The organism is Psychrobacter sp. NPDC078501 (assembly GCF_044900935.1).
In the GTDB taxonomy this organism is placed as follows: Bacteria; Pseudomonadota; Gammaproteobacteria; order Pseudomonadales; family Moraxellaceae; genus Psychrobacter.
In genome coordinates this window covers 1-24,689 of the sequence record NZ_JBJDOS010000003.1, presented here as the reverse complement: position 1 = coordinate 24,689, position 24,689 = coordinate 1, and the positions used below count along the sequence as shown (strand labels likewise).

Genomic DNA, 24,689 nt, shown 5'->3' with positions numbered 1-24,689 from the left:
AGTGATTGATGACGTTTGGTTTTACAACGTTTTAGGGACAACACGATGACCATGGAAACAATAACCACGCAATCTATCCAAGTTACAAACGACTTTGATCAGCAACACCTTTGGCACCCATATGCCAGCCTGCCACCCACTTATTCTAATATCGTAATCGATCGCGCTGAAGGTATTTATATCATCACCGAAGATGGCACGCGCCTGATAGACGGTATGTCGTCATGGTGGGCGAGCGTACATGGTTACAACCATCCAAAACTGAATGACGCACTGACCCAGCAATTGGGTAAAATGGCGCATGTCATGTTTGGTGGGTTAACCCATCAGCCAGCGATAGATTTGGGTAAAAAGCTACTAGATATTGTACCTGCTGGACTTGATGCAATTTTTTATGCTGACAGTGGCAGTATTGCGGTAGAAGTAGCACTGAAAATGGCGCTGCAATATCAAGTGGCTGCCAAGCGTCCAAACAAGCAGCAGTTTGCATCAACCCATTCAGGGTATTATGGAGACACATGGCATGCCATGAGTGTCTGTGATCCTGTTAATGGTATGCACAGCCTATATGGCAAGCAATTACCGATGCAGCATTTTGTCCCTGCGCCGCCACTTGGCTTTGATCGCGCATTGACAGTAGATAAGCGTGAATCATTAGCTCAGTTTTTTGTAGAGCATGGCGAGCAGCTGGCAGGTTTTATTATTGAGCCAATTATTCAGGGCGCAGGCGGGATGCGTTTTTATAGTCCTGAATATCTACAATTGCTGCGTCAACTATGTGATGAGCATGATGTACTATTGATTGCGGATGAAATCGCCACTGGTTTTGGGCGTAGTGGTAAATTATTTGCGTGTGAACATGCAGCTATTAGCCCTGATATCATGACCATTGGCAAGGCGCTAACGGGTGGCTATATGACTTTTGCTGCAACGCTATGTACCCGCAAAATTGCCGATACCATCCATAATAGTGACTATCCAGCGTTGATGCATGGCCCAACTTTTATGGGCAATCCACTGGCTTGTGCAGTTGCGTGTGCATCGATTGATTTGATTATGTCTTATGATATCGAAGCGCGTACCGCAAACATGCAGAATATTATGGAACAGCAGTTAGCGCCTGCTGCGTTATTAGACGGTGTTGCCGAGGTGCGCTGCTTGGGTGCAGTCGCTGTAATTGAGCTGGACGAAGCGGTCGATATGCCCATTTTTCAGTCTTTGTTGATTGATAATGGTATCTGGGTCAGACCATTTGGGAAGCTAGTGTATATTATGCCGCCATACGTGATTACTGATGATGAGCTAACTACCTTATGCCAATCACTGCTAAAAGTAGTGCGTACGTATTTAGAAAACCGAGGTCAATCATGAGTGTTTTATTTGTTTCTGGTATCGATACCGATATCGGTAAAACTTATGCTACTGGACTGCTTGCAAAAGCACTTATGCAGCAAGGCTTAAATGTCATTACTCAAAAGCTAGTACAGACGGGCGTATCGATAAATCCAAATAATGGTGAGATGAATATCGCTGATGATATCATTACTCATCGTCAATTAATGGACATTTCTTTACAGCCATGTGACCTCGATTTTACGACTTGTGCTCATCGTTATAAGAAGCCAGCGTCTCCTCATTTGGCTACTAAATTATCAGGGGAAACACTTGATCCTGATATGATTACTAACGCCACCAAGCGATTGCAGGTACAGTATGATGCGATACTACTAGAAGGTGCAGGTGGCTTACTTGTTCCGATTACAGAGAATCTACTGATATTAGATTATATTGCCGAGCAAGGCTATCCTATTGTCTTGGTCACGTCTGGTCGATTGGGCAGCATCAATCACACTTTACTGAGTTTAGAAGCTATAAAATCGCGTGGATTAATAGTACATAGTGTAATTTATAATCATATTCATGATGATGCTGAGCAAACGGATACTGAGATCGCAAATAGCACTATTGACTTTCTACGAAAATATTTGGACAATCATTATCCCGCAGCGCATTGGTTACAGATACCGTATTTGAAGGACAAAGTGGTCGGTAATATTGAAATACTACCAGAAAATTTTGTTTAGCTTATTTGTATTGTCTTTAAAAATAAATCCAAAAGACATGCGCAGGCAGTCATAAGTTTGCTATACTAGCGCGCTTGGTAGACTAGGCGATCGCCGCTGCACACTGGCAACAGATGAGCAGGGGAGGAAAGTCCGGGCTACATAGGGCAGCGTGCCAGCTAACGGCTGGGCAGGGTAACTTGACGACCAGTGCAGCAGAGAGTAGACCGCCTTTAGTATCTTAGGGTACTATCGGTAAGGGTGAAAGGGTGTGGTAAGAGCGCACCGCGTGGCTGGTAACAGTTCACGGCATGGTAAACTCCACGCGTAGCAAGACCAAATAGGCATCGGTATGGCGCGGCCCGCGTTCGATGCGGGTAGGTTGCTTGAGCGTATTAGCGATGATACGCCTAGAGGAATGATCGTCCACGACAGAACCCGGCTTATCGGTTTACCAAACCTTTTTTATTGTTTGTTGTAGTAATAGTTGCAATTAATCTGAATTAAATTCGTTTTTTTGCAAAAAATGCTTATTAGGGGTTGACGGCAGTCAACAGCTTGGGCATAATGTGCAGCCTAAAACGGCGATGTAGCTCAGCTGGTTAGAGCGCATGACTCATAATCGTGAGGTCAAGAGTTCAAGTCTCTTCATCGCCACCATATATAGCAGTACTAAAAAACCAATCTATCGAGATTGGTTTTTTTTTGCTCGAAATAAATGGTCTTATAAACTAGGAGCAACTGATAGATAGCGTTTTAGATGTGATTTACTTACAGGTTTCTTACTAAATCATAGGTTTATCTGTCTGTATATAGATTAAATCTTGTAACTTATGTCGCGCTTACTTATCATAGGGGCTGTTTTCGGTAAAGTCCTGTAACGCCATGTCTGTACAACTACCTCCTTATCGTCCTATCAAGCATCGCAGCGGCCTTAAAGTCATGGGTGCAGCCTTTCATGCTTTGCTAATGCGTGAATTACAGACTCGCTTCGGTGGATATCGTTTAGGTTATCTTTGGGCACCGCTTGAAGTTATATTCCAAATAGCTATTATTTTGATACTTGTCGGCAATTTCCGTGAAAGAATAGTGCCAGGAATGGATATAATGTTGTTTCTGGTAGTTGGAATGGTCCCTTTTCGCATGTTTCAAAGAATCGCAACAAGAGCATTAGGAGCTGCTCAGGCAAACAAAGGGTTGTTAATGTATCGTTCGATTCGGCATATCGATGTCATTATTGCGCGCTCATTTCTAGAATTGATGATCTATTTTGTTACGTCAGTATTATTATTATTTGTGCTTTTTTTCTTCAACATATACGCTAACTTAGAGAATATTCATATTGTATTATTTTGTTGGGTAACTCTTTTTATATTTAGTTTTGGTGTTGCTTTAATCATGATGGTCATTGGTTATTATGGTGGCGAAATTAGTAAAATAATTACTATATTTTTTACGATACTGTACTTTACTTCTGGTATTGTGTATCCGATTCATATTATCCCTGAACCTTATTTTAGCTATTTGTTGTACAATCCTTTCATTCATAACATCGAACTAATCAGGCATGCTTTTGCCCCAAATTATCCTGCCTACCACATTGATATAATATATTTCCTGAAATGGATGTTTGCAGTCAATTTCTTAGGGTTGCTACTTTACAAGTTTGCTGAGCGAGATATGATCCGTTCAAAATAATAGAATAGTTATCATTTAAGCAATGCTAACACTAATAGGTAATGTGATGATTGAAGTTAGAAATGTCTCTAAGTCATTTATGACAAAGAAAGGGCGTCACTATTTGTTTAAAGACCTTAATCTTACAATTGGTGATAGACAGAGTGTCGGCTTATTGGGACGTAATGGCGCTGGTAAATCAACATTACTACGCATTATCTGTGGACTTGATGAACCGGATCATGGAGATATTATCACTGACTCGACTATTTCATGGCCTGTCGGAGTCGCAGGTGGTTTTCAAGGTAGTCTAACAGGTCGTCAAAATGTCCGTTTTGTTTGTCGCTTATATTCAAGTGGCCCTTATATTGATGAAAAAATTCGTTTTGTCGAAGAGTTTGCTGATATTGGTAACTACTTTGATATGCCAGTTAAAAGCTATTCATCAGGAATGAGAGCCCGCTTAACGTTTGGTTTAAGCTTGGCCTTTGATTTTGATTACTATATGCTCGATGAAGCAGGTGCCGTTGGTGATGCAGCATTCCGTAAGCGTAGTGAAGAGATTTTAGCGGCCCGCCGCGCACAAGCAGGATTTTTAATAGTGTCGCACAATATTGGTGATATCAAACGAAACTGCGATATTGGTATTGTACTAATGGATCAAACAGCACACGTGTTTGACGATACAACAGAAGCGATTGAGGTTTATGAAAAGCATATCCACAAAGCAAAAAAGTAAGATAATTAACTTCTCGCTGTTTATTGGCTTGGTCATCCTTCCTTGGTTGCTCGTTATATACTATGTAATGACACTGGCGCATCCGCGTTTCGTTTCGACTGCTGATGTGGTAGTGAAACAAGTCAGTGATTCGAACATGCCATCCGGTGGTGGATTATCAGCGCTATTGGGCGTAAATAGTACCAGTAAAGAAGATGCAACTTATTTGACAGAGTATATTTTGTCGAATGATATGGTGAAGCGACTCGATAATAAGTTTAAGTTCCGAGACGCTTACTATGTTGACGGTTCAGACCCTATTTATGAAATCGATCCTGATGCGACGCAAGAAGATCTACTTGAGTACTTCAAAAAACGGGTTCACATTGATCTCGATGAGCAGAGCTATGTGCTTTCGGTATCAACAGAAGGTTTTGACTCAAAGTATGCTTTTGAGCTGAACAAAGCTATCTTAGGAGAGTCTGAGCGTTTTGTTAACCGCATTTCACAAGAAGTGGCTCGTGATCAATTGGCGTTTGCAGAAACTCAGTTAGACGAATCAGAAGAGCGTTTAAACGATGCCAAAGAGCAGTTATTAAACTATCAGAATGAAAACGAAATCTATGACCCACAAGCCAATGCGCAAATCGTCAATCAGTTAATTGGCAGCCTTCAAGCACAATTAAGCTCATTGCGTACAGAAGAGCGTCAGTTACTCAGTTATCTAAATCCAGATGCGCCGCAAGTAGTTTCATTAAGAAGCCAGATAAAGGCCGTTGAAGAGCAAATCACTCAAGAACAAACCAAATTGACATCACCAAATACAACCAAGTTGAACCGTCAAGCGGTACAGTTTGAGACCATCAAGGCAGATGTGGATTTTGCTACCGAGTTGTATAAATTGTCGTTGTCATCGCTTGAAAAATCAAGACTAGAAGCATTCAAGAAAATGAAAAATTTGATTGTGATCTCTACGCCCTATGAAGCTGAAGATGCAACATATCCGCGCCAAGCGTATCTTATTTGGACATCGCTTGCACTGCTCTTAATGCTCTACGGATTTGTACGTTTGGTAATGGCAGTTGTCCGTGATCACCGTAGCTAATCTTGAAAAACCAGATATCAGTAATGATCGATAGATCAGGAAAGGAATATAACTCATGAATATGAAACCACGTTCTATCGTGATAGCGACAAGCTTGGCAATGGCGGCGACTAGTATGTCTGCAATAGCTGCAAGCAGTTATGCAGATCAAATATCAGGTTCGGGCTTTGGTACAAGCAGCAATAACATGAGTCAATCTCAGAACCAGAGCAATATTAACGTGTCTACCCAAGCATTTGCTGGGGCAGTGCCAGGGCAAGCAACGACTCAAGAAGCGGTCAATGCAGCGAGCTTACCAAGCCAGTCGGTCATTAATACCACGCGTCCTTATCAAGATATTAAAACTCAAGATATGATGTTCGGTGAGCAATTATTCCGTGGAGCATTTTCGACGACTTCAGGCTCTACCTTTAATGACAGCTATGTGATTAACCCTGGTGATAACGTCCAAGTAAGAATGTGGGGCGCTTACCAATATGCTGCTACCATGACCGTCGATCCACAAGGTAATATTTTCTTACCGAACGTTGGACCAGTTCGCGTCTCTGGTGTGCAAAATGGCAGCTTACAAAACGTGGTCAAAAATGCTGTTAGTCGTATTTATCGCTCGAATGTAGGGGTTTATGCTTCATTAGAGCAGGCGCAGCCAGTTAAAGTATTCGTCACAGGTTTTGTTAAGCAGCCAGGCTATTACGGTGGTCTAGCAGCAGACTCGGTATTGTCTTATTTAGATAGAGCAGGCGGCGTTGACCCAACGCGCGGTAGTTATATCGACATTCAAATCAAACGTAACGGTCAAATGCTACAGCAAGTCAATTTATATGACTTTTTGCTAGCAGGTAAATTACAGGCATTTTCATTCCGTGATGGTGATGTCATCACCGTGGCACCGCAGAAAAAGACATTTGTGGTAAGCGGTCAAGTTCAAAACGAATATACCTTTGAGTTTGATGTGAATGATCTGACTATTGGTGATGTGTTGCAAGTGTCTAATCCGGCAGCCAATGCTACTAATGTCAGTATCACTCGCAGTGCAGGACGTGCACAAACGGCAGAGTACTACTCATTAAGTGAAGCCCAAAACGTTCCTGTCTATAACGGCGACCAAATGGTAGTAACATCAGATCGTTACGCAGGCACCATCGCTGTGCAGGTAAAAGGTGCACATACTGGTAATGGCGCAATGGTTGTGCCATATGGTGCGCGTCTAAAAGATATCGTGCCACAATTACAGCCAAGTCCGCTGGCAAAATTAACGCATCTAACCATCTATCGTGAATCTGTTGCTGAGCAACAAAAACGTATGATTAACGAATCGCTCGACCGTCTAGAAGAGCTAACGCTTGCTACCCAGTCAACGACTCGTGAAGAAGCCGCATTGCGTCAAGATGATGCAGCATTGGTTAAACAGTTCGTCGCTAAAGCTCGTAATGTTCAGACGGATGGTCAAATCGTCGTTGTGCCAAATTCGTGGCAGGACATCATTTTGCAACAAGGCGACATCATTGAAATACCAGCACAAACGTCAGTCATTACAGTCAATGGTCAAGTACGAGCACAAGGGGCACTTACCTTTAATCCAGACTATACCGTTGGCGATTATGTGGCTAATTCTGGTGGTTTCTCTGATAACGCCGATACAAAAGATATCTTAATTATTCATCAAAATGGGGCGAGCCAAGTGGTCAATACTGCGTATCGTATCCAGCAGGGTGACGAAATTATGGTATTACCAAAAGTTAAAACTAAGCGTGTGGAGATTGCGCGCGGTCTATCACAGATTGTTTATCAGTTAGCAATTGCTGCCAAGGTTGTTTTAGATCTATAACGGTTAGCTGGTCATGACTTAACGATGTCGGCTGAACGAATTTAACCAAAACTAATAAGTAAAGGTATCAAAGATATGGCAAAAGAAGTAGCGAATGAAGTCAAGGTATCTGATGTGTCTACCTCTGATCATGCGCTACTTTCGCCATCGTCACAGTACCAATCACCAAAGCAACTGGCAGTAGTTGGTAAAGGTATGTGTCGCAATAACTTGCTACTCTCGCAAGTGTTGCAAGCTGATATCCAGCGCTGGTATCCGTGGTCAGGTTTGCAGCAAAGTGTAGTAAATCGCAAGAAAAAACCACAACCTGAGGCATTTATTGGATGGGGGCATAAGAAAAGCTTTCAACGAGCTGATAAAGCTGCCACTCGTCAGGACGTGAATACCTTAAGTATCGAAGATGGATTTTTGCGTTCATTGGATTCAGGTATTAGTAGTCGCCATGGCTTAAGCGTGGTTGTCGATGACATTGGCATCTACTTTGACATGACGCACCACTCACGCCTCGAGCAGTTGATTGTTGAGCGTACCAAGAGTGCTAGCAGTAATCGCGCAGCAGGCAGTGCTAGCAGTAATCGCGCAGCAGGCAGTGCTAGCAGTAATCGCGCAGCAGGCGAGGCACGTGCTCGTCATCTGATGGCACGTATATGCGAAGAAAAACTGAGTAAATATAATTCCATAATCGATTGTCCGTCGTTGGATAAATTGATTAATGAAGAAAATATTAACGAAAAAGAAAACGCTTCACAATCACATATCCTGTTGATTGACCAAGTAGCGGGCGATGCCTCTGTTAAAGGTGCTGGTGCGAATAAACGTCAATTTAAGAAAATGCTAAAATCTGCATGTCGCAACCATCCTAACGCCCATATTTGGATAAAGGCTCATCCTGCGTCAAAATTAGGCTATTTATCCAACTTAAGACTACCTAAAAACGTTAGGTTATTAACAGAGTCTCTCAATCCTATTGAACTGCTTAAACAAGTAAGTGATGTCTATACCGTCAGCTCACATATGGGCTTTGAAGCATTAATGCTAGGTAAAAGAGTACATTGCTTCGGGGTCAGCTGGTACAGTGGCTGGGGGCTGACCAATGATACTAACGCACCTAAAAACCTATTTAAATCAGTTCACAAACGTCGTTTAGAATCAGCTGAGATATTCCTCAATAACAGAGATTTGTCAAACTCAGCAGTGTTTCCTGCCACGTCACATAAGACGATTGAAACGTCATTAGAAACATTATTTTATAGTGCTTATATTGATTACAGTCGTTATGTAGATCCAGCAACGAAACAAGCTTGTGATATCGATACAGCCATTGAGTGGTTGGTGACCAATCGGCGGTGGCAAGCGCGTCTTGAAGGCGATTTAACGGTATATGAATTTAGTCGTTGGAAGCTGCCATTTGTCAAAGCTTTCACGGACCTACCACGTACGACATTATTCGTTAAACCAAAACCGCGTCTAAAAAATCTTCTACATCCAGACCATTTCCGTGTCAATTTCAGCCAGCCTTTACTGGTATGGGGTTTGGCCAAACGTCAGCAAGTACAGAAGAAGCTACAGAGTAAACTTGCTGAACAAAGCTCGGATATGCCAGCTATTTATTGTATGGAAGATGGTTTTATCCGATCAAATGGTTTAGGTGCTACTTTACTGGCGCCACTGTCTGTTGTCATAGATAAACAAGGTATTTATTACGATGCGACCCAGCCTTCAGACTTAGAAACATTGCTGCAAAATTGTCAGCCATTAAGTTCTGGACAGCGTCTTCGCGTAAACAAACTGCAAGACAAACTGCTGAATCAGCGGGTAAGTAAATACAATGTTGGGGTTGGTATAGATGTTTCTAGTATTCAAAATAACTCGTGGATGCAGGATGCCAAAATATCTGGGAGACGACGCGTTCTTATTATCGGTCAGGTAGAGGACGATTTGTCAGTACAGTACTGCGGCTCCATAATAAAGACAAACAGTGGTTTGATCGAACGTGTACGACAAGATAACCCAGACGCTTATTTGATTTATAAGCCGCATCCTGATGTTGAAGCGGGACTGCGAGCAGGTAAAGTATCAGAAGCTCATCTACGACAAGTTCAAGCGGTTGCCTACGAGACTGCAATGCCTGATTGTTTAGAATGGGTGGATGAGGTTCATACGATCAGCTCACTGACTGGTTTTGAAGCGTTGCTGCGTGGATTGGACGTCACCTGCTATGGATTGCCGTTTTATGCAGGTTGGGGATTGACCACAGATATTGACGAGAAGTCATTACCGAAAGCTACCTACCTAAAAAGACGTCAACGAGACATGTCTTTGTCTCTTGAACAGCTAATATATGGCGCGCTTATATGTTACCCACTGTATCGTCTACCTGATGGCTATGGGCTAGCACAAGTAGAGCAGGTGATCGATTATTTGTATCCTCCTAAAGATTTACAGCTGCTTGAGAATAGTGAAAAATCGCAGTCTGAAATGGCTAGTACTTTAAATAGTTCATTTAAGACTGTGACCTCGTCTTTATCTACAAAGTTAAGACGTCACGCGACTACACGTTTTATGCAGCAACGTCATCGATGGCAACAGAAACTGCGTAAAACGTCTCGTTGATTTATTAGAGTAGCACCATATAATTGCATTGCGACAAATAGGTGCTTTTTCGGTATAATCAATTTTACGCTATGTGTTTTTACACGGTTGTACGACCTTTCTCATTTTTATTTCTTATTTTCTCATTTAATGGTAGCCCTGTATTATGGCAGCTTCGATGTCTCACTTGCTTACTCATCGACACGTCTTGCTACTACAAGGGAAAATGGGTGGGTTTTTTAATCGCTTTTCGTCATTTTTGCAAACTCAAGATATTAAAGTAAGTAAAATCAATTTTAATGCAGGCGATGCCTTTTTTTACCATCACGACAATACCTACGAATATACCAATACATTAGCGCAATTTTCCTCTTGGTTGCAGGCGTTCATTAAAGAAAATGCCATTGATGCGATTGTGTGCTTTGGCGATTGTCGACCGCATCATACTCAAGCAGCGTGTGTTAGTGAGAAGCTGGGTATTTCATTCTTTGTCTTTGAAGAGGGGTACTTGCGTCCTGATTATATTACCTTGCAAGAACATGGAATCAACGGTTATTCACGCCTAAACACTGCTGAGATTAAAGCGCTTAAGAAAGCCAATGATCAACCTCTATACACACATAATCGATTTTATCGGCTAAGTATCGCAGCTATCGTCTATTACATTATTGCTTGGCTTTATAAAAGCCGTTATCCACATTATTCGCATTATCGTGGTATGACCGCTTGGCAAGAGGCTATCGCTTGGTTAAAGGCACCGTGGCGGAAGCTACGAGGGTATTTACCAGACAAGCACTTGCAAAATAGACTGACCAAGCAAGAAAGTAACAATTACTTTTTGATCAGTTTACAAGTACATAATGACTCACAGATTACCCATCATAGTGATTATCGTGATGTGGTACAGTTCATTGACGAGTCTATCGCAAGCTTTGCAAAATTTGCTAAGCAAGAACAGTTACTCGTGTTTAAGCATCATCCATTAGATCGTGGTCATAGAGACTATCGGGAGCTGGTAGCTAGCCTAGCTGAGCGCTATCAAGTGTCTCATCGTGTTTTCTATGGTTGTGATATGCACCTGCCAACTTTGATGAAATATAGTATTGGCATGGTGACTATTAACAGTACAACAGGCTTGCAGTCGGTTTATCATAAGAAACCCACTAAGGTTATGGGTCGTGCAATTTATAATATTCCTAAGCTAACAGATCAAAAGCCGCTTGATGATTTTTGGCAGCAGCCTAAGGGCCCAGATAATGAATTTTATTTGAGATTTCGTGAGTACCTGATAGAGCAAACTCAAATAAATGGTGCTTTTTATGGCAGGTCACCATGGATGTATAAATATTTGTGCCAAACTGGCAGCGAAACGACAGATGTAGATATGTCTAAAATAAATTTACCCTAGTCATTTATTTTCTTTTCTTTCTAAGAAGTCATAGTAACTATAATGGTATCTATATAAAGAAATGAAGTTCAACAAGTGTAAAGATTGTTGCGTTATCCTTTTTTAGCTTGTCATTTCATCTGTAAGTCACATCTCTTCTAACAAAATCGCCTTACTTTGCAGTGGAAAACTGCTAGAATACTCTTTTATGTCTGCCCATAAGAGTTAATGTGCTTGGCTATGGATTTTAGACGGTAGTATTAGCCAAATCGACTTGTTATAACGGTTAACCTTCAAAGAAGTACAAGCATCTTATCAATTGCATCTGACAATATTTATTTTTTAGTTTTATTATTCTATCACCCTTAATTTAGTAGGCGCTTTGTGACTGCATTAGCCAATATTCGTAACTTTTCAATCATTGCCCACATTGATCACGGTAAGTCGACCCTTGCCGATCGTTTTATTCAAATGTGCGGTGCCTTGCAAGATCGCGAGATGCAGGCGCAGGTGCTCGACTCAATGGATATTGAGCGTGAGCGCGGTATCACTATTAAAGCACAGTCAGTAACACTGTTTTATGATCATCCAAATGGTGAGCGCTATCAGCTTAACTTTATTGATACCCCTGGTCACGTCGATTTTTCATATGAAGTGTCGCGTTCATTAGCAGCTTGTGAAGGTGCGCTATTGGTTGTCGATGCCGCTCAAGGCGTAGAAGCGCAGTCAGTAGCCAATTGCTACACAGCCGTTGATCAAGGCTTAGAAGTCATGGCGGTCTTAAATAAAATTGACTTGCCACAAGTTGAGCCTGAACGCGTCATTCAAGAAATTGAAGATATTATCGGTATCGATGCCGTTGACGCACCGCGTGTATCAGCCAAATCTGGTCTTGGTGTTGATAAGCTGCTAGAAGCATTGGTGGAGTTTATTCCGGCACCAACTGGTGACCGTGAAGCACCACTCCAAGCGCTAATTATTGACTCTTGGTTCGATAATTATTTGGGCGTGGTTTCATTGGTACGGGTGCGTGAAGGTACTATACGTAAAGGTGACAAGTTATACATCAAATCGACTCAAGAGGCACATCTAGTTGGCTCGATTGGTGTCTTTACCCCTAAACCTGTAGATACGGGTGTTTTAGAGGCAGGGGAAGTCGGCTTTGTTATTGCGGGTATTAAGGATATTGCCGGAGCACCAGTAGGCGACACGATCACTCATGCTAAAACCCCTGATGTCGACCGTATCCCAGGCTTTAAACAAGTCACGCCACAAGTCTATTCTGGTATGTTCCCAGTAGATTCGAGTGATTTTGAAAAATTCCGTGAAGCTTTGCAAAAACTGCAAATTAACGATGCGTCACTGTTTTTTGAGCCAGATACGTCGGATGCGCTTGGCTTCGGTTTCCGCTGTGGCTTCTTGGGTATGCTGCACATGGAAATTATCCAAGAGCGTTTAGAGCGTGAATATGATTTAGATTTGATTACTACGGCGCCCTCAGTTATTTATGAAATTGAGAAAAAGAATGGTGATGTAATTTATGTAGATAATCCATCACATCTACCTGAGCCAAACAACATAGAAGAATTCCGTGAGCCAATTGCACGCTGTCAGATTTTAGTACCGCAAGAATTCTTAGGCAATGTGATGACGCTATGTATTGAGCGTCGCGGCGTTCAGGTTGATATGCGTTTTATGGGTCGCCAAGTACAGCTTATATTCGATATCCCAATGGGCGAAGTGGTCATGGATTTCTTTGATCGCCTAAAGTCGGTCTCACGTGGTTTTGCGTCACTAGACTATAACTTTGAGCGCTATCAAGCCGATAAGCTGGTGAGAGTTGATGTACTAATCAATGGCGATAAAGTCGATGCCTTAGCGATGATCGTGCACGAAACCCAATCACGTTATCGTGGTAATGCCCTAGTTACTAAGATGAAAGAGTTGATTCCACGTCAAATGTTTGATGTCGCCATTCAAGCGGCTATCGGTAGCCAAATCATTGGTCGTAGTACGGTAAAAGCTATGCGTAAAGACGTATTAGCAAAATGCTATGGCGGCGATGTGTCACGTAAGAAAAAGCTATTGTCTAAGCAAAAGGCTGGTAAAAAACGTATGAAGCAAGTAGGTAACGTGGAAATTCCACAAGAAGCCTTCTTAGCTGTGTTGCAAGTTGATAGCTAAACGTAACCTAAGATAGTCATTGTAGATAACAGTCAAATGTAGTGAGTCTTATCGTAAAGGTGTTAGATAAGCCGCTCGTTAATAGGCAATTTGGTATGGATTTTGATTTTAATTTAATTTTAGTGCCGTTAACTATAGTCCTAGGAATTGTTTGGCTGTTAGATAAGCTAGCGCTCAAACAGCGTAAAACTCGTGGTCGAGGTCAAGAAGGCTTACTAGTGCGCTGGGCTTATGACTTTTTTCCTGTGTTAGCAGTGGTATTGATAGTACGCTCATTTTTAATTGAGCCATTTAATATTCCATCATCTTCTATGGTGCCTACGCTATATACGGGTGACTTTATTGCTGTCAATAAGTATGCATATGGCGTGCGCCTGCCGTTAACTTACAATAAGGTGCTAGATACTGGTGAACCTGAGCATGGTGATGTGGCAGTGTTTCGCTATCCTGAAAACCCGAGCATTTATTATATTAAACGCGTTATCGGTTTGCCTGGTGACACCGTAAGCTACAGTCAAGGCACGTTATCTATCAATGATGTACCTGTTGAGACTAAGTCTGTAGATTTCGCGGCAAATGCTGAGTTGACTTCACAGCTATACTTACCAGGCCAGGTTGGTCCAGGTCAAGTGCTGACGGAAGAGAGTGCTTCTGCAATGGGTCAGCAAGAAGAAGATGCTGCACAATATTTTGAAGAAGTACAAGGTGACAATAAGCACCTCGTACGCTATTTAGACGGTATAAACAGTTCACAGTACGCGCCATTTTTGCAGCAACAATCGTCAGAAGTGGTTGAGTCAGAAGGTACTGAGTGGCGCATTAGAGTGCCAGAAGGTCAGTATTTTGTAATGGGTGATAACCGAGATCGCAGTGCAGACGGTAGATTTTGGGGATTCGTTCCTGATGAAAACCTAGCAGGTAAGGCAGTTTATATTTGGATGCATAAACCACCTGGTCTTAACCTACCGACCTTTGAACGTAATGGTACTATCAATTAAGGCAATATGATTGTCTAGTGGTTAGTTGGTTAGTTGGTTAGTTGGTTAGTTGGTTAGTTGGTTAGTTGATTGGTTGATTGGTTGATTGGTTGATAATGGTTTTATGCTAATATCGTTGCTAAATAATTAATAGCTATTTATTATTTATACACTTATTCGAAATAGTTGTTTATCTTTAGAAGGATATCATAATGCAGCAATTATCTGGTTTGGCTATGCAGCGCGGCGCCAGTGTGACAAATGTTGTTCTTATTATTATACTTTTGGGTATTGCGACTAAGTTGACAGTAGCTATCGTACCGGCTCAGATTGGAGACTATCAATTAACCAAGGTGTTAAGTGCACAGCTAAAAGAAGCCAATAGTAATAACGAAACATCCAAGCAGTTTGTTGAACGTGTCAACAAACAGTTATCAATTAACGCAGATTACGATACTAAAGCGGAAGACGTATTTACCTTTACTGATAAAAAAACAGGTCAGTTGGCTATCTATAAAGAATATGCAGTAACTAATAACTTTTTTAGCAATGTCGACATCGTAAACCGTTTCGAAGGTAACATCGAGATGGCGACAGCAGAGTAAGCCATCATAGTACGACATAGCGCTTTCATTATTTTATAAAATATATCAAATAATATTATTAAACTAAATCTGTCAAGCAGAAGGGATAACCATAAACCACGCATGAAACCAACTTCGCACCATTCCCAAGCGGTTCCTACTTCCCAAAAAAATAGTACGTCTGTTGACACGCTTGTTGTTAGCTCAGAATTTATTCAGCGGTTAGCAGTATTAACGCGTAAGTTAGGCTATGAGTTCAATGACTTGAGCCTACCTAAACTTGCGTTAACGCATCGCTCATTTGATAGCAAAAAAAACTATGAGCGCCTAGAGTTTTTAGGTGATGCACTTTTAGGGATGATTGTGGGTGAAGCTTTATATCATCGTTATCCTAGTCAAAATGAAGGACGCTTAACGCGTATGCGTGCGACATTGGTGCGCCAAGAATCATTGGTTATTATCGCTCAAAACTTAGAGCTGTCTAACCATCTTATATTAGGAGTAGGTGAGCGCAAAGGTGGCGGTCGCAATCGTGCGTCTATACTGGCCGATGCCGTAGAGTCTCTGATTGGTGCTATCTATTTAGACAGTCAGGATATGGATATTACTCGTAAATGTGTTCTCTCTTGGTATGGTGATCTGATTGATAATGTCAATGATCAAAAAGCGCTGAAGGACGCCAAGAGTCGGCTGCAAGAGTGGCTACAATCGAAGCAGTTTGACTTGCCCAACTACGAACTCATGGAAACGCGTGGTAATGCACCGCATCAAATTTTCGTTGTACGTTGCCATGTTAATATCAATAACTGTCCTGATATTACTGAATCTGGTGAGAGCCGCCGTATTGCTGAACAAAAAGCAGCTGAGCTTATGATTAACCAATTACATAAATTGCCAGGATCTGCCAAAAAACGTGTATAGCCGATGTCTATTAATGCATTTTTAGATGCAGAATATTAGCTTAGATTGGTTTATAGCTTGCAAAACATACATTAAAACTACCTCACATATTATTTATTTTAAAACTTTAAATGTTTGTAGCCCGTTTTTAATGGGGACTAAATAAACTTACCATCAAAGACTGTTCGGCTAGTCACAAACCCTATAGGATTAACTTATGAGCAATCATACTGATTTGCCATCAAACAATGAAGACAGCACCCAAAATTTGGGTGAGAATACAGATATTAATTTAAACCAAAATAATATCGAAGTTACTGAAGAGATTCATGGTATTGATGCAGAAGGTATTGCATTAGACAATGATGTGGCTATTGAAGAATTTTTTGCGCCAAGTGGCAATGCTCGTATGGCTGATGATTTTAGAGCAGGTTATGTGGCCATTGTTGGACGACCAAATGTGGGCAAGTCAACTTTGATGAATCACTTATTAGGTCAAAAGCTGTCTATTACTTCACGCAAACCACAAACTACCCGTCATCGTATTCATGGCATTTTGTCAAACCATGAAATGCAAGCGGTGTTTGTTGATACACCAGGTATTCACCGTAACGAAGTACGTGCTATTAACGAACGTATGAATAAAGCGGCGGTATCGGCGTTAGTAGATGTAGATTTAGTACTGTTTGTTGTCGATTCAGATCAATGGCGTGACGATGATTTATTGACCTTGCAAAAGCTTGGCGAGACCAATCTAACGGTCGTATTGGTTATCAATAAGTCAGACACTCTAAAAGATAAAGGCAGCGTGCTACCACTTATCGAAACTTTCAACGATAGTTTCGATTTTGCAGATATCGTTCCTGTATCTGCACTAAAAAATCAAAACTTAGATCGTTTGCAAGAAGTGATTGCCTCACATTTACCAGTTGCTGCGCCTATTTATGATACAGAGCAAATCACAGATCGCTCTGAGCGATTTTTGGCCAGTGAAATCATTCGCGAAAAAATCATGCGTAGTGCGGGTGATGAAGTACCATATGATTTAACCGTACAGATTGATGAGTTTAAAGACGAACCTGCACATACTGATCCAAAAACAGGGCGTCCGCGCAAAGCTTGTACTTTCATCGATGCGACTATCTATGTTGAACGTGGTGGTCAAAAAGCCATCGTTATCGGTGATAAAGGCCAGCGTATCAAACAAGTTGGTATGGATGCCCGTAAAGATATGGAGCAGTTGTTTGGTAAGAAAATCATGTTAACTTTGTGGGTCAAAGTGAAACGTGGCTGGTCTGATGACGAGCGTGCGTTGACCAGTTTGGGCTATTGATAGCGGTTAAGAACGAACGCTTCAAAAGCACTATCTGCCTTTTAGCTATTTAGGTAATAAAAAATGCGTAATGAAGCGCTCGTCGGGTATTTATTGCATCAGCGTCCTTATCAAGAAAAGCGCGCTTTGTATTATCTTTTTTCTCAACAACATGGTGTGATACATGGTGTTGGGAAAAAAGGCGCGCCACTATTTATGCCATTGCAACTTTTTGCTACTGGTAAACGCGACCTAAAAACCTTTAGTCAAATTAATATTGCCTCGCAAGATACAACTCAAGCTGACAGTGTTCAAAAAGAAGGTGTTCAAAAAGATAGTGCACCTGCTGTCTTAGAAGCCGTACCTTACGCTAATATCAGCGGTCAACATCAGTATGCCGCACTATATATAAACGAGATTCTGTGGCGGCTGTTACCTACTGAAGACCCAATGCCAATATTGTGGCAGCATTATCAAAGCAGTCTACAACAACTCAAGCAGCCCTTAAGTAATAGCGAGCTTCGTCTCTGTCTACGTCAGTTTGAACAGTATCTATTTACCGAATTAGGATTCACTTTAACGTTAACGCATGACAACGTTGAAGACCCTATCGAGTCTGATTGTACTTACCGCTTTTTACCGGATGTAGGTTTACTCCCTGTATTGGTACATAATGAAGAGTCTGAGCATTTAACCAGTGAGTCTGGACAGACTGTTTTTAAGGGTGCGGATATTATAGAAATGGCACGCTTAGGGATTACTGAGCAGACGTTGAACCATTGGTCAAAACTACATCGACATCTTATTGATCATTTGCTTGACTATCAGCCGCTCCAAAGCCGTCTGTTATGGCAGCAGCAGCAGCGCTATCAATAACTGCATTCTCAAATATCATCGTAGTATCAACTATATAAGTTAGGCTTAATTGTCCAAAGGATTTTTTATGAGTATCTCTGTATCTACCTCATCTGAAAGCAATTCAAAAAAACCTTTGTTAGGCGTGAATATTGATCACGTGGCAACATTGCGTCAAGCGCGCGGTGTGAGTTATCCAAGTCCTCTAGTTGCTGCATTGCTGTGCGAAAAGGCAGGGGCAGATGGTATCACTATACATTTACGTGAAGATCGTCGTCATATACAAGATGCTGATGTTTATGAAATGGCAGGGCAGTTGTCGACGAGAATGAACCTAGAGATGGCTGCAACGGATGAGATGCTTGCCATTGCCTGCGAAGTTAAACCTTTTTGGGTATGTCTAGTACCTGAAAAGCGGGCAGAGTTAACGACAGAAGGTGGTCTTGACGTTGCAGGGCAAGTCATATATCTAAAAAAGTATATTCATAAACTGCAAGCTTCTAATATTAAGGTTTCTTTGTTTATTGATCCTGATGACAAGCAGATTGCAGCCGCGATAGAGTGTGGTGCAGACGCAATAGAGTTGCATACGGGTGCTTATGCTGAAGCAGGTTTAGCAAATGATACTGCCGCACAGTTAGCTGAACTTAAAAGAATCGAACATGCAGTAGTTACAGCACAGAGCCTAGATGATAAATTGCTTATTAACGCAGGTCATGGCTTAACGTGTGACAATGTGAATGCCATTGCAAAGATTGATGGTATATATGAGTTGAATATTGGTCACGCACTTATTGCAGATGCGGTGTTTGTAGGGTTAGAAAGCGCTGTGGCAATGATGAAAGAGGCCATGTATAAATAGGTTTGCATATACGGCATCTATTACCCATTACATTTCGTAGGGTGGTCTGCATTAAGTTTATGTTTGACGATGCCGGATTGGTTAAAAGAGATTTGGTACATTGACTTGTTATAAGAAGAGGTAGGGCAGTATTTTATATGGCCGAAGTGTCCTCGCGGTCTGCCGCTATCACCCCAAAATTTAGTATAGTGACGCCTACCGCCAACTCTTAATTTCACTGTACTATATCTTAGGTTTAAAGATTGCTGAGTTAATAAGGTATCTACTTTAGAATCAAAATGCTTATTGTTATTTTTATCTATGAATAGCAGAAGTGTTTTATCACTATTCCTATGGCACTGCTGTGCATCATTCGATAAACAAACCAAGACATCCTGCCGACTTATATAACTTTCGGCCTTTGCTAAGGATAAGGTGTTCTCTAGTTGATGCTTGACGCGTTGGGCTTCCATTCGTGCTAAGTGCGTTAAGATGCTTGGCGCTGCAATAGCTACAATAATCCCCAATACCATTGTCGTCACAGTTAGCTCAACGAGAGTAAAGCCGTTTGATTGCTTAGCACTGAGAATATTATTATTCTGAAGGGATAATTTCCTATAACTGACTAACTTCAACAGTTTATTGAATAACCTAGCTACAGTAGTTAAAAGCTTCTCAACTCTATATTTGCCTTTTTTGTGAATAGATATGTAAGGAACAAAAATGAATATTCTTCTATAACTGGCCAATACCTTGTTAAGTAAGTTCATAATGCGCTACATCCTATAGCTATTTGTCATTCAAGTAAAAAACAACGTCTCACACATCCTTGTGTTGACTATCTCTTAAGCAAACCAATTGTCCAAATTCCTTAGACTTTCTCTTATTCCACTGTATATAAAACACATACAACACCTAATCATTTGATTTTCAGAAGAATATTGGTTTTTTACAATATATATGTAATATATAGCGACTGTCAAAAAATGTTTCAATTAGTGAAAGAACGACATTAGCAATAGAGAAAAAATTCTAATTGTAATAAAATGCTTCAAGAAAATAGCTATCAATGGACTATTCATCTATCGCAAACTAAGATGTAAAAGATAAGAAGCGTAAGGTGTGTTAGTTCTGGGTAACTTAGACTGTTTATTGTGTTTTGGTTACAACATTATCGTGTAATAATGTGTAGCTCGTTAACGAAAAAAGTTGTAAACTGAATTAATAATCGCTAAGCTACTCCTTAATTGGTTTTGCTTTGTAACTTAAAATGCGTAAGAGATATCTATCTTAGTACGTCTTGAGAATCGGTTTTGCTTAATGCATCACTAAAATTATCCTTTGGAGGAAGTCCATGAAATTGAATAAAATAGCTCTAGCCCTTGTTGCTGTAGCGGCTGCACCGATGGCAGCTAATGCTGGCGTTACTATCAGCCCATTGTTACTTGGTTATCACATGACTGAAGAATTCAGTGATACCTCTGACAAACAGCGTGAAGTTCTTACCACTGGTAAGAACCTGCAAAACAATACAGATCGTGCCGGTAACGACAACGGTGGCGTAGCTAAAGAAAGTAGCTTATACACTGGTGCAGCACTAGGTATCGAACTTACTCCTTCTACTCAGTTCCAAGTAGAATATGGTGTATCTGATGCTAATGGTGAAGCTTCTGAAGATTCAGCGAAGTCTGGCGCTAACCGCTTTGATATCGAACAAGAAATGATTTCTGGTAACTTCTTGATCGGTACTGAAGAATTCACTGGTTATACTGATAGCGCACTTAAGCCATATGTACTAATAGGTGCTGGTCAGTCTAAGATTAAAGTAGAAAACCAAGAGCAATACACTAATTCTGATAACGAAGTAGTTGCTGCTGGTACTGAAGTATCAAACTCTAAAGACACTATCGGTAACCTAGGTCTAGGTGCTATGTATCGCATCAATGACGCACTAAGCCTACGTGGTGAAGCTCGTGCGATTCATAACTTTGACAACAACTGGTGGGAAGGCATGGCTTTGGCCGGTCTAGAAGTAGTACTAGGTGGCCATCTAGCACCTACGGTAGCAGTACCACCTATGCAAGAGCCAGTAGTTGACAACACTCCAGTAGTTGTTGTTGAAGCTGATCTTGATTCTGACGGTGATGGCGTACCTGATAGTATCGATGCATGCCCAGGCACTCCAATGAACGTTGTAGTTGATGAGCGCGGTTGCCCAGTACCAGTAGACATTACTGACGAACTGAAAATGGAACTACGTGTATTCTTTGATAACGACAAGTCAGCTATCAAAAACCAGTACAAGCCAGAAATCGCTAAAGTAGCAGAGAAGATGCGTGAGTATCCTAACTCTACCGCTCGTGTAGAAGGTCATGCTTCTAAGACTGGTCCTTCAGCACGTTATAACCAACGTCTATCTGAAGCTCGTGCCGTTGCTGTTAAATCTATGCTAACTAACGAATTCGGTATCGCTCCAAACCGTCTATCAACTGTAGGCTATGGTTACAACAACCCAATCGCTTCAAACGACACTGAAGAAGGTCGTGCTATGAACCGTCGTGTTTATGCCATCATCACTGGTGACAAAACAATGACTGTTGAACAAACTAAAGATATGGTTGTTCAGTAAGTATTAGCAAAATAACCGTATAGTAAAATATACAGTTACAAAAAAAGCCACCCAATGGGTGGCTTTTTTTTATTTATGTATTGAGAAAAGTGAGTTATTACATAAATTTATGAATCAATAATGTTATACTAGCCACCCAAACATTCTGTAAATTAACAGTATGTACATTAGCATAGCAATCTGTATGATGAATTCGTCAGTATAGATATTTGATTGTATTGAACTTTTTTATTTGATAGCATTCTTTTCTGCGTCATCTTAGATTCAATATCTATCTGATTGATGATGAAAGTTTATTCAGCAGCGCTTACTGCTACTGCATTTTTTTAAGACGAAACGAGCATTTTATATGGCGAACGATATCAAACACCTGCGTAACATTGCAATTATTGCCCACGTTGACCACGGTAAGACAACTTTGGTTGATAAGTTATTACATCAGTCTGGTACTTTTGGCGACCGTGCAAACATTGCTGAGCGTGCAATGGACTCAGGTGATATTGAGCAAGAACGTGGTATTACCATTTTGGCTAAAAACACAGCTATCCGCTGGACAGATAAAACTTCAGAAACTGAATACCGTATCAACATTGTTGATACCCCAGGTCACGCCGATTTCGGTGGTGAAGTTGAGCGTGTAATGTCTATGGTTGACTGCGTACTTTTGGTTGTTGACGCTGTTGATGGCCCAATGCCTCAGACTCGTTTTGTGACGCAAAAAGCATTCGAACAAGGTCTAAAGCCGATCGTTGTTATTAACAAAATCGATCGTCCTGGCTCACGTCCTGATTGGGTAATGGATCAAATCTTTGATTTGTTTGACAACCTAGGTGCAAACGATGAGCAGCTTGATTTTCCAGTTGTTTATGCTTCAGCATTGAATGGTATTGCAGGTCTAGAAGCAGATGATTTAGCTGATGATATGACGCCATTGTTCAAAACTATCGTTGACGTTGTTCAGCCACCACAGGTTGATGCTGACGCTCCGTTCCGTATGCAAATCTCAAGCCTTGACTACAACAGCTTTGTTGGTGTAATCGGTATTGGTCGTATTCAACGTGGTAAAGTTAAACTTAACACGCCAGTGACTGTTATTGATAAGCATGGTAAGACGCGTAACGGCCGTATTCTAAAAATCATGGGTTACCATGGTCTTGATCGTATTGACGTTGAAGATGCACAAGCCGGTGATATCGTTTGTATCACAGGTATCGATGCGCTAAATATCTCTGATACTATTTGTGATCCTAACAACGTTGAAGCACTACCAGCACTAACGGTAGATCAACCTACAGTATCTATGAACTTCCAAGTAAACAATTCACCATTTGCTGGTCGTGAAGGTAAGTTCGTGACTTCACGTAACATTCGTGAGCGTCTTGAGCGTGAGTTGATTCATAACGTAGCATTGCGTGTAGAAGACACTGAGTCTCCTGACAAATTTAAAGTATCAGGCCGTGGTGAGCTTCATTTATCAGTACTTATCGAAAACATGCGCCGTGAAGGTTTTGAGCTAGGTGTTTCTGGTCCAGAAGTTATCGTTAAAGAAGTTGATGGTAAGCTACAAGAGCCGTATGAAAACGTTGTCTTCGATATCGAAGAAGAGCATCAAGGTTCTATCATGGAGCAAGTTGGTCTACGCAAAGGCGAGATGACTAACATGGAGCTAGACGGTAAAGGCCGTATGCGTATTGAGGCAACCATACCAGCGCGTGGCTTGATCGGTTTCCGTTCTGAGTTCCTAACCCTGACTTCAGGTAGTGGCATCATGACCTCGAGCTTCTCACATTACGGTCCACAGAAGATTGGTGATGTTGGTGGTCGTTCTAACGGCGTATTGGTTTCTATGGCAAATGGTACTTGCCTAGGTTTTGCTCTATTTAACCTACAGAAACGTGGTAAGTTGTTTGCTGAGCCACAGCTTGAAGTTTATGAAGGTATGATTGTTGGTCTTAACTCTCGTAACGATGATATGACTGTTAACCCAACGACTGCTAAACAGCTAACCAACGTACGTGCTAGTGGTACTGACGAAGCATTGACGTTGACGCCAGCAGTGAAGTTCACTCTTGAGCAAGCGCTTGAATTTATTCAAGACGATGAGCTAGTTGAAGTAACACCAAAAGCGGTACGTATTCGTAAACGCTACTTAACTGAAAGTGAGCGTAAGCGTCACGGCCGTGGTAAGAAAGGTGCTTAATATCAATAAGTGAGTTACTTAGTAATTCATAGTATTGATGTTTGACGCGAACACTTAGTGTCAGTAGTTTCTACGGGCACTGAGTGATTCAAAAATGAGCAGTATAAGGTGAGCTATTAGTGGTTCACTTTATACTGCTTTTTTTTGTGTTGTAATCTTGGAAAAATACAGACAGAATGAATAGTGGCATTAATGTATTCAATTATTAACATGAAAGCTAGATGTGACACTTATTATATAAATATCTATTTGCTTATAGATAAATTTTGAGGAAAAAACAATGAGTATGGTTTCAGAGTTTAGAGAGTTCGCTGTCAAAGGTAATGTGATGGATTTGGCAGTCGGTGTCATCATCGGCGGGGCTTTTGCTACCATCACAAAATCTTTGGTAGATGATATTATTATGCCTATTGTCGCTTTTATTTTTGGCGGCGAAATTAATTTTGAAAACATGTTCTTAGTTTTAGGCGATGCACCTGACGGTATTGCTATGACTTATGATGCGCTCAAAGAAGCAGGCGTTCCTGTATTGGCTTATGGTAGTTTTATTACCGTACTTATTAACTTCCTAATCTTAGCTTTCATCATCTTTATGATGGTTAGAGGTGTCAATAAAATGCGCCGTGCTGAAGAGGTAGAGGAAGTTATTGAAGAAGCAGTAGAGGAGCCATCAGAAGAAGTGAAGTTGCTGCGCGAAATCAGTGCCAAATTAAGTAATACTAGTATTACGAAATAAATTATTGAGACCATCCCAGATTCTGTGTAACTGCCATTTAGATTAAATGCCTGCTTATACGATCATCAAACATAATCATAAAGCGATTCAAAGCAGACGTC

19 protein-coding genes, 1 tRNA gene and 1 other RNA gene are annotated in these 24,689 nt (G+C 41.1%); 20 read left to right on the top strand and 1 reads right to left on the bottom strand.

The window, feature by feature from the left end:
* Positions 1-45 precede the first annotated feature (45 nt).
* The 17 genes from bioA (at position 46) to ACI2IW_RS05835 (ending at position 19,044) form a co-directional block, all read left to right on the top strand.
* A complete protein-coding gene (gene bioA, locus ACI2IW_RS05915) occupies positions 46-1,371 on the top strand; it encodes an adenosylmethionine--8-amino-7-oxononanoate transaminase (protein WP_404693013.1) in 1,326 nt (441 codons plus the stop codon).
* Positions 1,368-2,084, top strand: a complete 717-nt coding sequence (gene bioD / locus ACI2IW_RS05910) for a dethiobiotin synthase (protein ID WP_404693012.1) — start codon at positions 1,368-1,370, stop codon at positions 2,082-2,084. Before bioA ends, bioD begins: the two co-directional genes overlap by 4 nt.
* Positions 2,085-2,158: 74 nt before the next feature.
* Positions 2,159-2,525, top strand: an RNA gene (gene rnpB / locus ACI2IW_RS05905) — RNase P RNA component class A.
* Between the two features lie 121 nt (positions 2,526-2,646).
* A tRNA-Met gene (locus tag ACI2IW_RS05900) sits at positions 2,647-2,723 on the top strand.
* A gap of 225 nt (positions 2,724-2,948) precedes the next feature.
* A complete protein-coding gene (locus tag ACI2IW_RS05895; protein WP_404693011.1) occupies positions 2,949-3,761 on the top strand; it encodes an ABC transporter permease in 813 nt (270 codons plus the stop codon).
* Between the two features lie 46 nt (positions 3,762-3,807).
* Complete coding sequence (locus ACI2IW_RS05890; RefSeq protein WP_201568459.1) at positions 3,808-4,479, top strand: ABC transporter ATP-binding protein; 672 nt, start codon at positions 3,808-3,810, stop codon at positions 4,477-4,479.
* Positions 4,448-5,563, top strand: coding sequence for a capsule biosynthesis protein (locus tag ACI2IW_RS05885; RefSeq protein WP_404693010.1), 1,116 nt, complete (start codon positions 4,448-4,450; stop codon positions 5,561-5,563). The genes ACI2IW_RS05890 and ACI2IW_RS05885 overlap by 32 nt, the downstream gene beginning before the upstream one ends.
* 55 nt (positions 5,564-5,618) lie before the next feature.
* A complete protein-coding gene (locus ACI2IW_RS05880; RefSeq protein WP_404693009.1) occupies positions 5,619-7,391 on the top strand; it encodes a polysaccharide biosynthesis/export family protein in 1,773 nt (590 codons plus the stop codon).
* Between the two features lie 75 nt (positions 7,392-7,466).
* On the top strand, positions 7,467-10,004 hold the full coding sequence (locus ACI2IW_RS05875; RefSeq protein WP_404693008.1) for a capsular polysaccharide biosynthesis protein: 2,538 nt from the start codon (positions 7,467-7,469) through the stop codon (positions 10,002-10,004).
* A 145-nt stretch (positions 10,005-10,149) separates the two neighbouring features.
* Complete coding sequence (locus tag ACI2IW_RS05870) at positions 10,150-11,391, top strand: capsule biosynthesis protein (protein ID WP_404693007.1); 1,242 nt, start codon at positions 10,150-10,152, stop codon at positions 11,389-11,391.
* A gap of 363 nt (positions 11,392-11,754) precedes the next feature.
* Positions 11,755-13,554: a translation elongation factor 4 gene (gene lepA / locus ACI2IW_RS05865; protein ID WP_101204270.1), complete on the top strand. Its 1,800-nt coding sequence runs from the start codon at positions 11,755-11,757 to the stop codon at positions 13,552-13,554.
* A gap of 95 nt (positions 13,555-13,649) precedes the next feature.
* The gene (lepB, locus tag ACI2IW_RS05860) at positions 13,650-14,552 is read left to right on the top strand and encodes a signal peptidase I (protein ID WP_404693006.1); all 903 of its coding nucleotides are present in this window, start codon (positions 13,650-13,652) and stop codon (positions 14,550-14,552) included.
* A gap of 191 nt (positions 14,553-14,743) precedes the next feature.
* Positions 14,744-15,136 carry a DUF4845 domain-containing protein gene (locus tag ACI2IW_RS05855; protein ID WP_404693005.1) on the top strand — a complete coding sequence of 131 codons (393 nt, stop codon included), beginning with the start codon at positions 14,744-14,746 and terminating at the stop codon, positions 15,134-15,136.
* A 102-nt stretch (positions 15,137-15,238) separates the two neighbouring features.
* On the top strand, positions 15,239-16,036 hold the full coding sequence (gene rnc, locus ACI2IW_RS05850; RefSeq protein WP_057758394.1) for a ribonuclease III: 798 nt from the start codon (positions 15,239-15,241) through the stop codon (positions 16,034-16,036).
* Positions 16,037-16,232: 196 nt separating this feature from the next.
* Positions 16,233-17,348 (top strand): GTPase Era, encoded by a 1,116-nt coding sequence (gene era / locus ACI2IW_RS05845; protein ID WP_404693004.1) that lies wholly within the window; start codon positions 16,233-16,235, stop codon positions 17,346-17,348.
* 63 nt (positions 17,349-17,411) lie between these two features.
* Positions 17,412-18,203 carry a DNA repair protein RecO gene (locus ACI2IW_RS05840; protein WP_404693003.1) on the top strand — a complete coding sequence of 264 codons (792 nt, stop codon included), beginning with the start codon at positions 17,412-17,414 and terminating at the stop codon, positions 18,201-18,203.
* A gap of 67 nt (positions 18,204-18,270) precedes the next feature.
* The gene (locus ACI2IW_RS05835; RefSeq protein ID WP_404693002.1) at positions 18,271-19,044 is read left to right on the top strand and encodes a pyridoxine 5'-phosphate synthase; all 774 of its coding nucleotides are present in this window, start codon (positions 18,271-18,273) and stop codon (positions 19,042-19,044) included.
* Positions 19,045-19,064: 20 nt separating this feature from the next.
* On the opposite strand, the gene ACI2IW_RS05830 is transcribed toward ACI2IW_RS05835, so the two are convergent.
* On the bottom strand, positions 19,065-19,793 hold the full coding sequence (locus tag ACI2IW_RS05830; protein WP_404693001.1) for a prepilin-type N-terminal cleavage/methylation domain-containing protein: 729 nt from the start codon (positions 19,791-19,793) through the stop codon (positions 19,065-19,067).
* A gap of 584 nt (positions 19,794-20,377) precedes the next feature.
* Here ACI2IW_RS05830 and ACI2IW_RS05825 point away from each other — a divergent pair.
* From ACI2IW_RS05825 to mscL, 3 genes are all read left to right on the top strand, one after another.
* Positions 20,378-21,652, top strand: coding sequence for an OmpA family protein (locus ACI2IW_RS05825; RefSeq protein WP_404693000.1), 1,275 nt, complete (start codon positions 20,378-20,380; stop codon positions 21,650-21,652).
* A 349-nt stretch (positions 21,653-22,001) separates the two neighbouring features.
* Positions 22,002-23,852, top strand: coding sequence for a translational GTPase TypA (gene typA / locus ACI2IW_RS05820; protein ID WP_057758402.1), 1,851 nt, complete (start codon positions 22,002-22,004; stop codon positions 23,850-23,852).
* A gap of 280 nt (positions 23,853-24,132) precedes the next feature.
* Positions 24,133-24,588, top strand: a complete 456-nt coding sequence (gene mscL, locus ACI2IW_RS05815) for a large conductance mechanosensitive channel protein MscL (RefSeq protein ID WP_261870450.1) — start codon at positions 24,133-24,135, stop codon at positions 24,586-24,588.
* The last annotated feature ends 101 nt before the right edge of the window (positions 24,589-24,689 follow it).

What these genes read in the sequence shown, in the direction of transcription:
- bioA (WP_404693013.1), top strand. Translation starts at nt 46, where the DNA reads ATGACCATGGAAACAATAACCACGCAATCTATCCAAGTTACAAACGAC.
- bioD (WP_404693012.1), top strand. Translation starts at nt 1,368, where the DNA reads ATGAGTGTTTTATTTGTTTCTGGTATCGATACCGATATCGGTAAAACT.
- ACI2IW_RS05895 (WP_404693011.1), top strand. Translation starts at nt 2,949, where the DNA reads ATGTCTGTACAACTACCTCCTTATCGTCCTATCAAGCATCGCAGCGGC.
- ACI2IW_RS05890 (WP_201568459.1), top strand. Translation starts at nt 3,808, where the DNA reads ATGATTGAAGTTAGAAATGTCTCTAAGTCATTTATGACAAAGAAAGGG.
- ACI2IW_RS05885 (WP_404693010.1), top strand. Translation starts at nt 4,448, where the DNA reads ATGAAAAGCATATCCACAAAGCAAAAAAGTAAGATAATTAACTTCTCG.
- ACI2IW_RS05880 (WP_404693009.1), top strand. Translation starts at nt 5,619, where the DNA reads ATGAATATGAAACCACGTTCTATCGTGATAGCGACAAGCTTGGCAATG.
- ACI2IW_RS05875 (WP_404693008.1), top strand. Translation starts at nt 7,467, where the DNA reads ATGGCAAAAGAAGTAGCGAATGAAGTCAAGGTATCTGATGTGTCTACC.
- ACI2IW_RS05870 (WP_404693007.1), top strand. Translation starts at nt 10,150, where the DNA reads ATGGCAGCTTCGATGTCTCACTTGCTTACTCATCGACACGTCTTGCTA.
- lepB (WP_404693006.1), top strand. Translation starts at nt 13,650, where the DNA reads ATGGATTTTGATTTTAATTTAATTTTAGTGCCGTTAACTATAGTCCTA.
- ACI2IW_RS05855 (WP_404693005.1), top strand. Translation starts at nt 14,744, where the DNA reads ATGCAGCAATTATCTGGTTTGGCTATGCAGCGCGGCGCCAGTGTGACA.
- rnc (WP_057758394.1), top strand. Translation starts at nt 15,239, where the DNA reads ATGAAACCAACTTCGCACCATTCCCAAGCGGTTCCTACTTCCCAAAAA.
- era (WP_404693004.1), top strand. Translation starts at nt 16,233, where the DNA reads ATGAGCAATCATACTGATTTGCCATCAAACAATGAAGACAGCACCCAA.
- ACI2IW_RS05840 (WP_404693003.1), top strand. Translation starts at nt 17,412, where the DNA reads ATGCGTAATGAAGCGCTCGTCGGGTATTTATTGCATCAGCGTCCTTAT.
- ACI2IW_RS05835 (WP_404693002.1), top strand. Translation starts at nt 18,271, where the DNA reads ATGAGTATCTCTGTATCTACCTCATCTGAAAGCAATTCAAAAAAACCT.
- ACI2IW_RS05830 (WP_404693001.1), bottom strand. Translation starts at nt 19,793, where the DNA reads ATGAACTTACTTAACAAGGTATTGGCCAGTTATAGAAGAATATTCATT.
- ACI2IW_RS05825 (WP_404693000.1), top strand. Translation starts at nt 20,378, where the DNA reads ATGAAATTGAATAAAATAGCTCTAGCCCTTGTTGCTGTAGCGGCTGCA.
- typA (WP_057758402.1), top strand. Translation starts at nt 22,002, where the DNA reads ATGGCGAACGATATCAAACACCTGCGTAACATTGCAATTATTGCCCAC.
- mscL (WP_261870450.1), top strand. Translation starts at nt 24,133, where the DNA reads ATGAGTATGGTTTCAGAGTTTAGAGAGTTCGCTGTCAAAGGTAATGTG.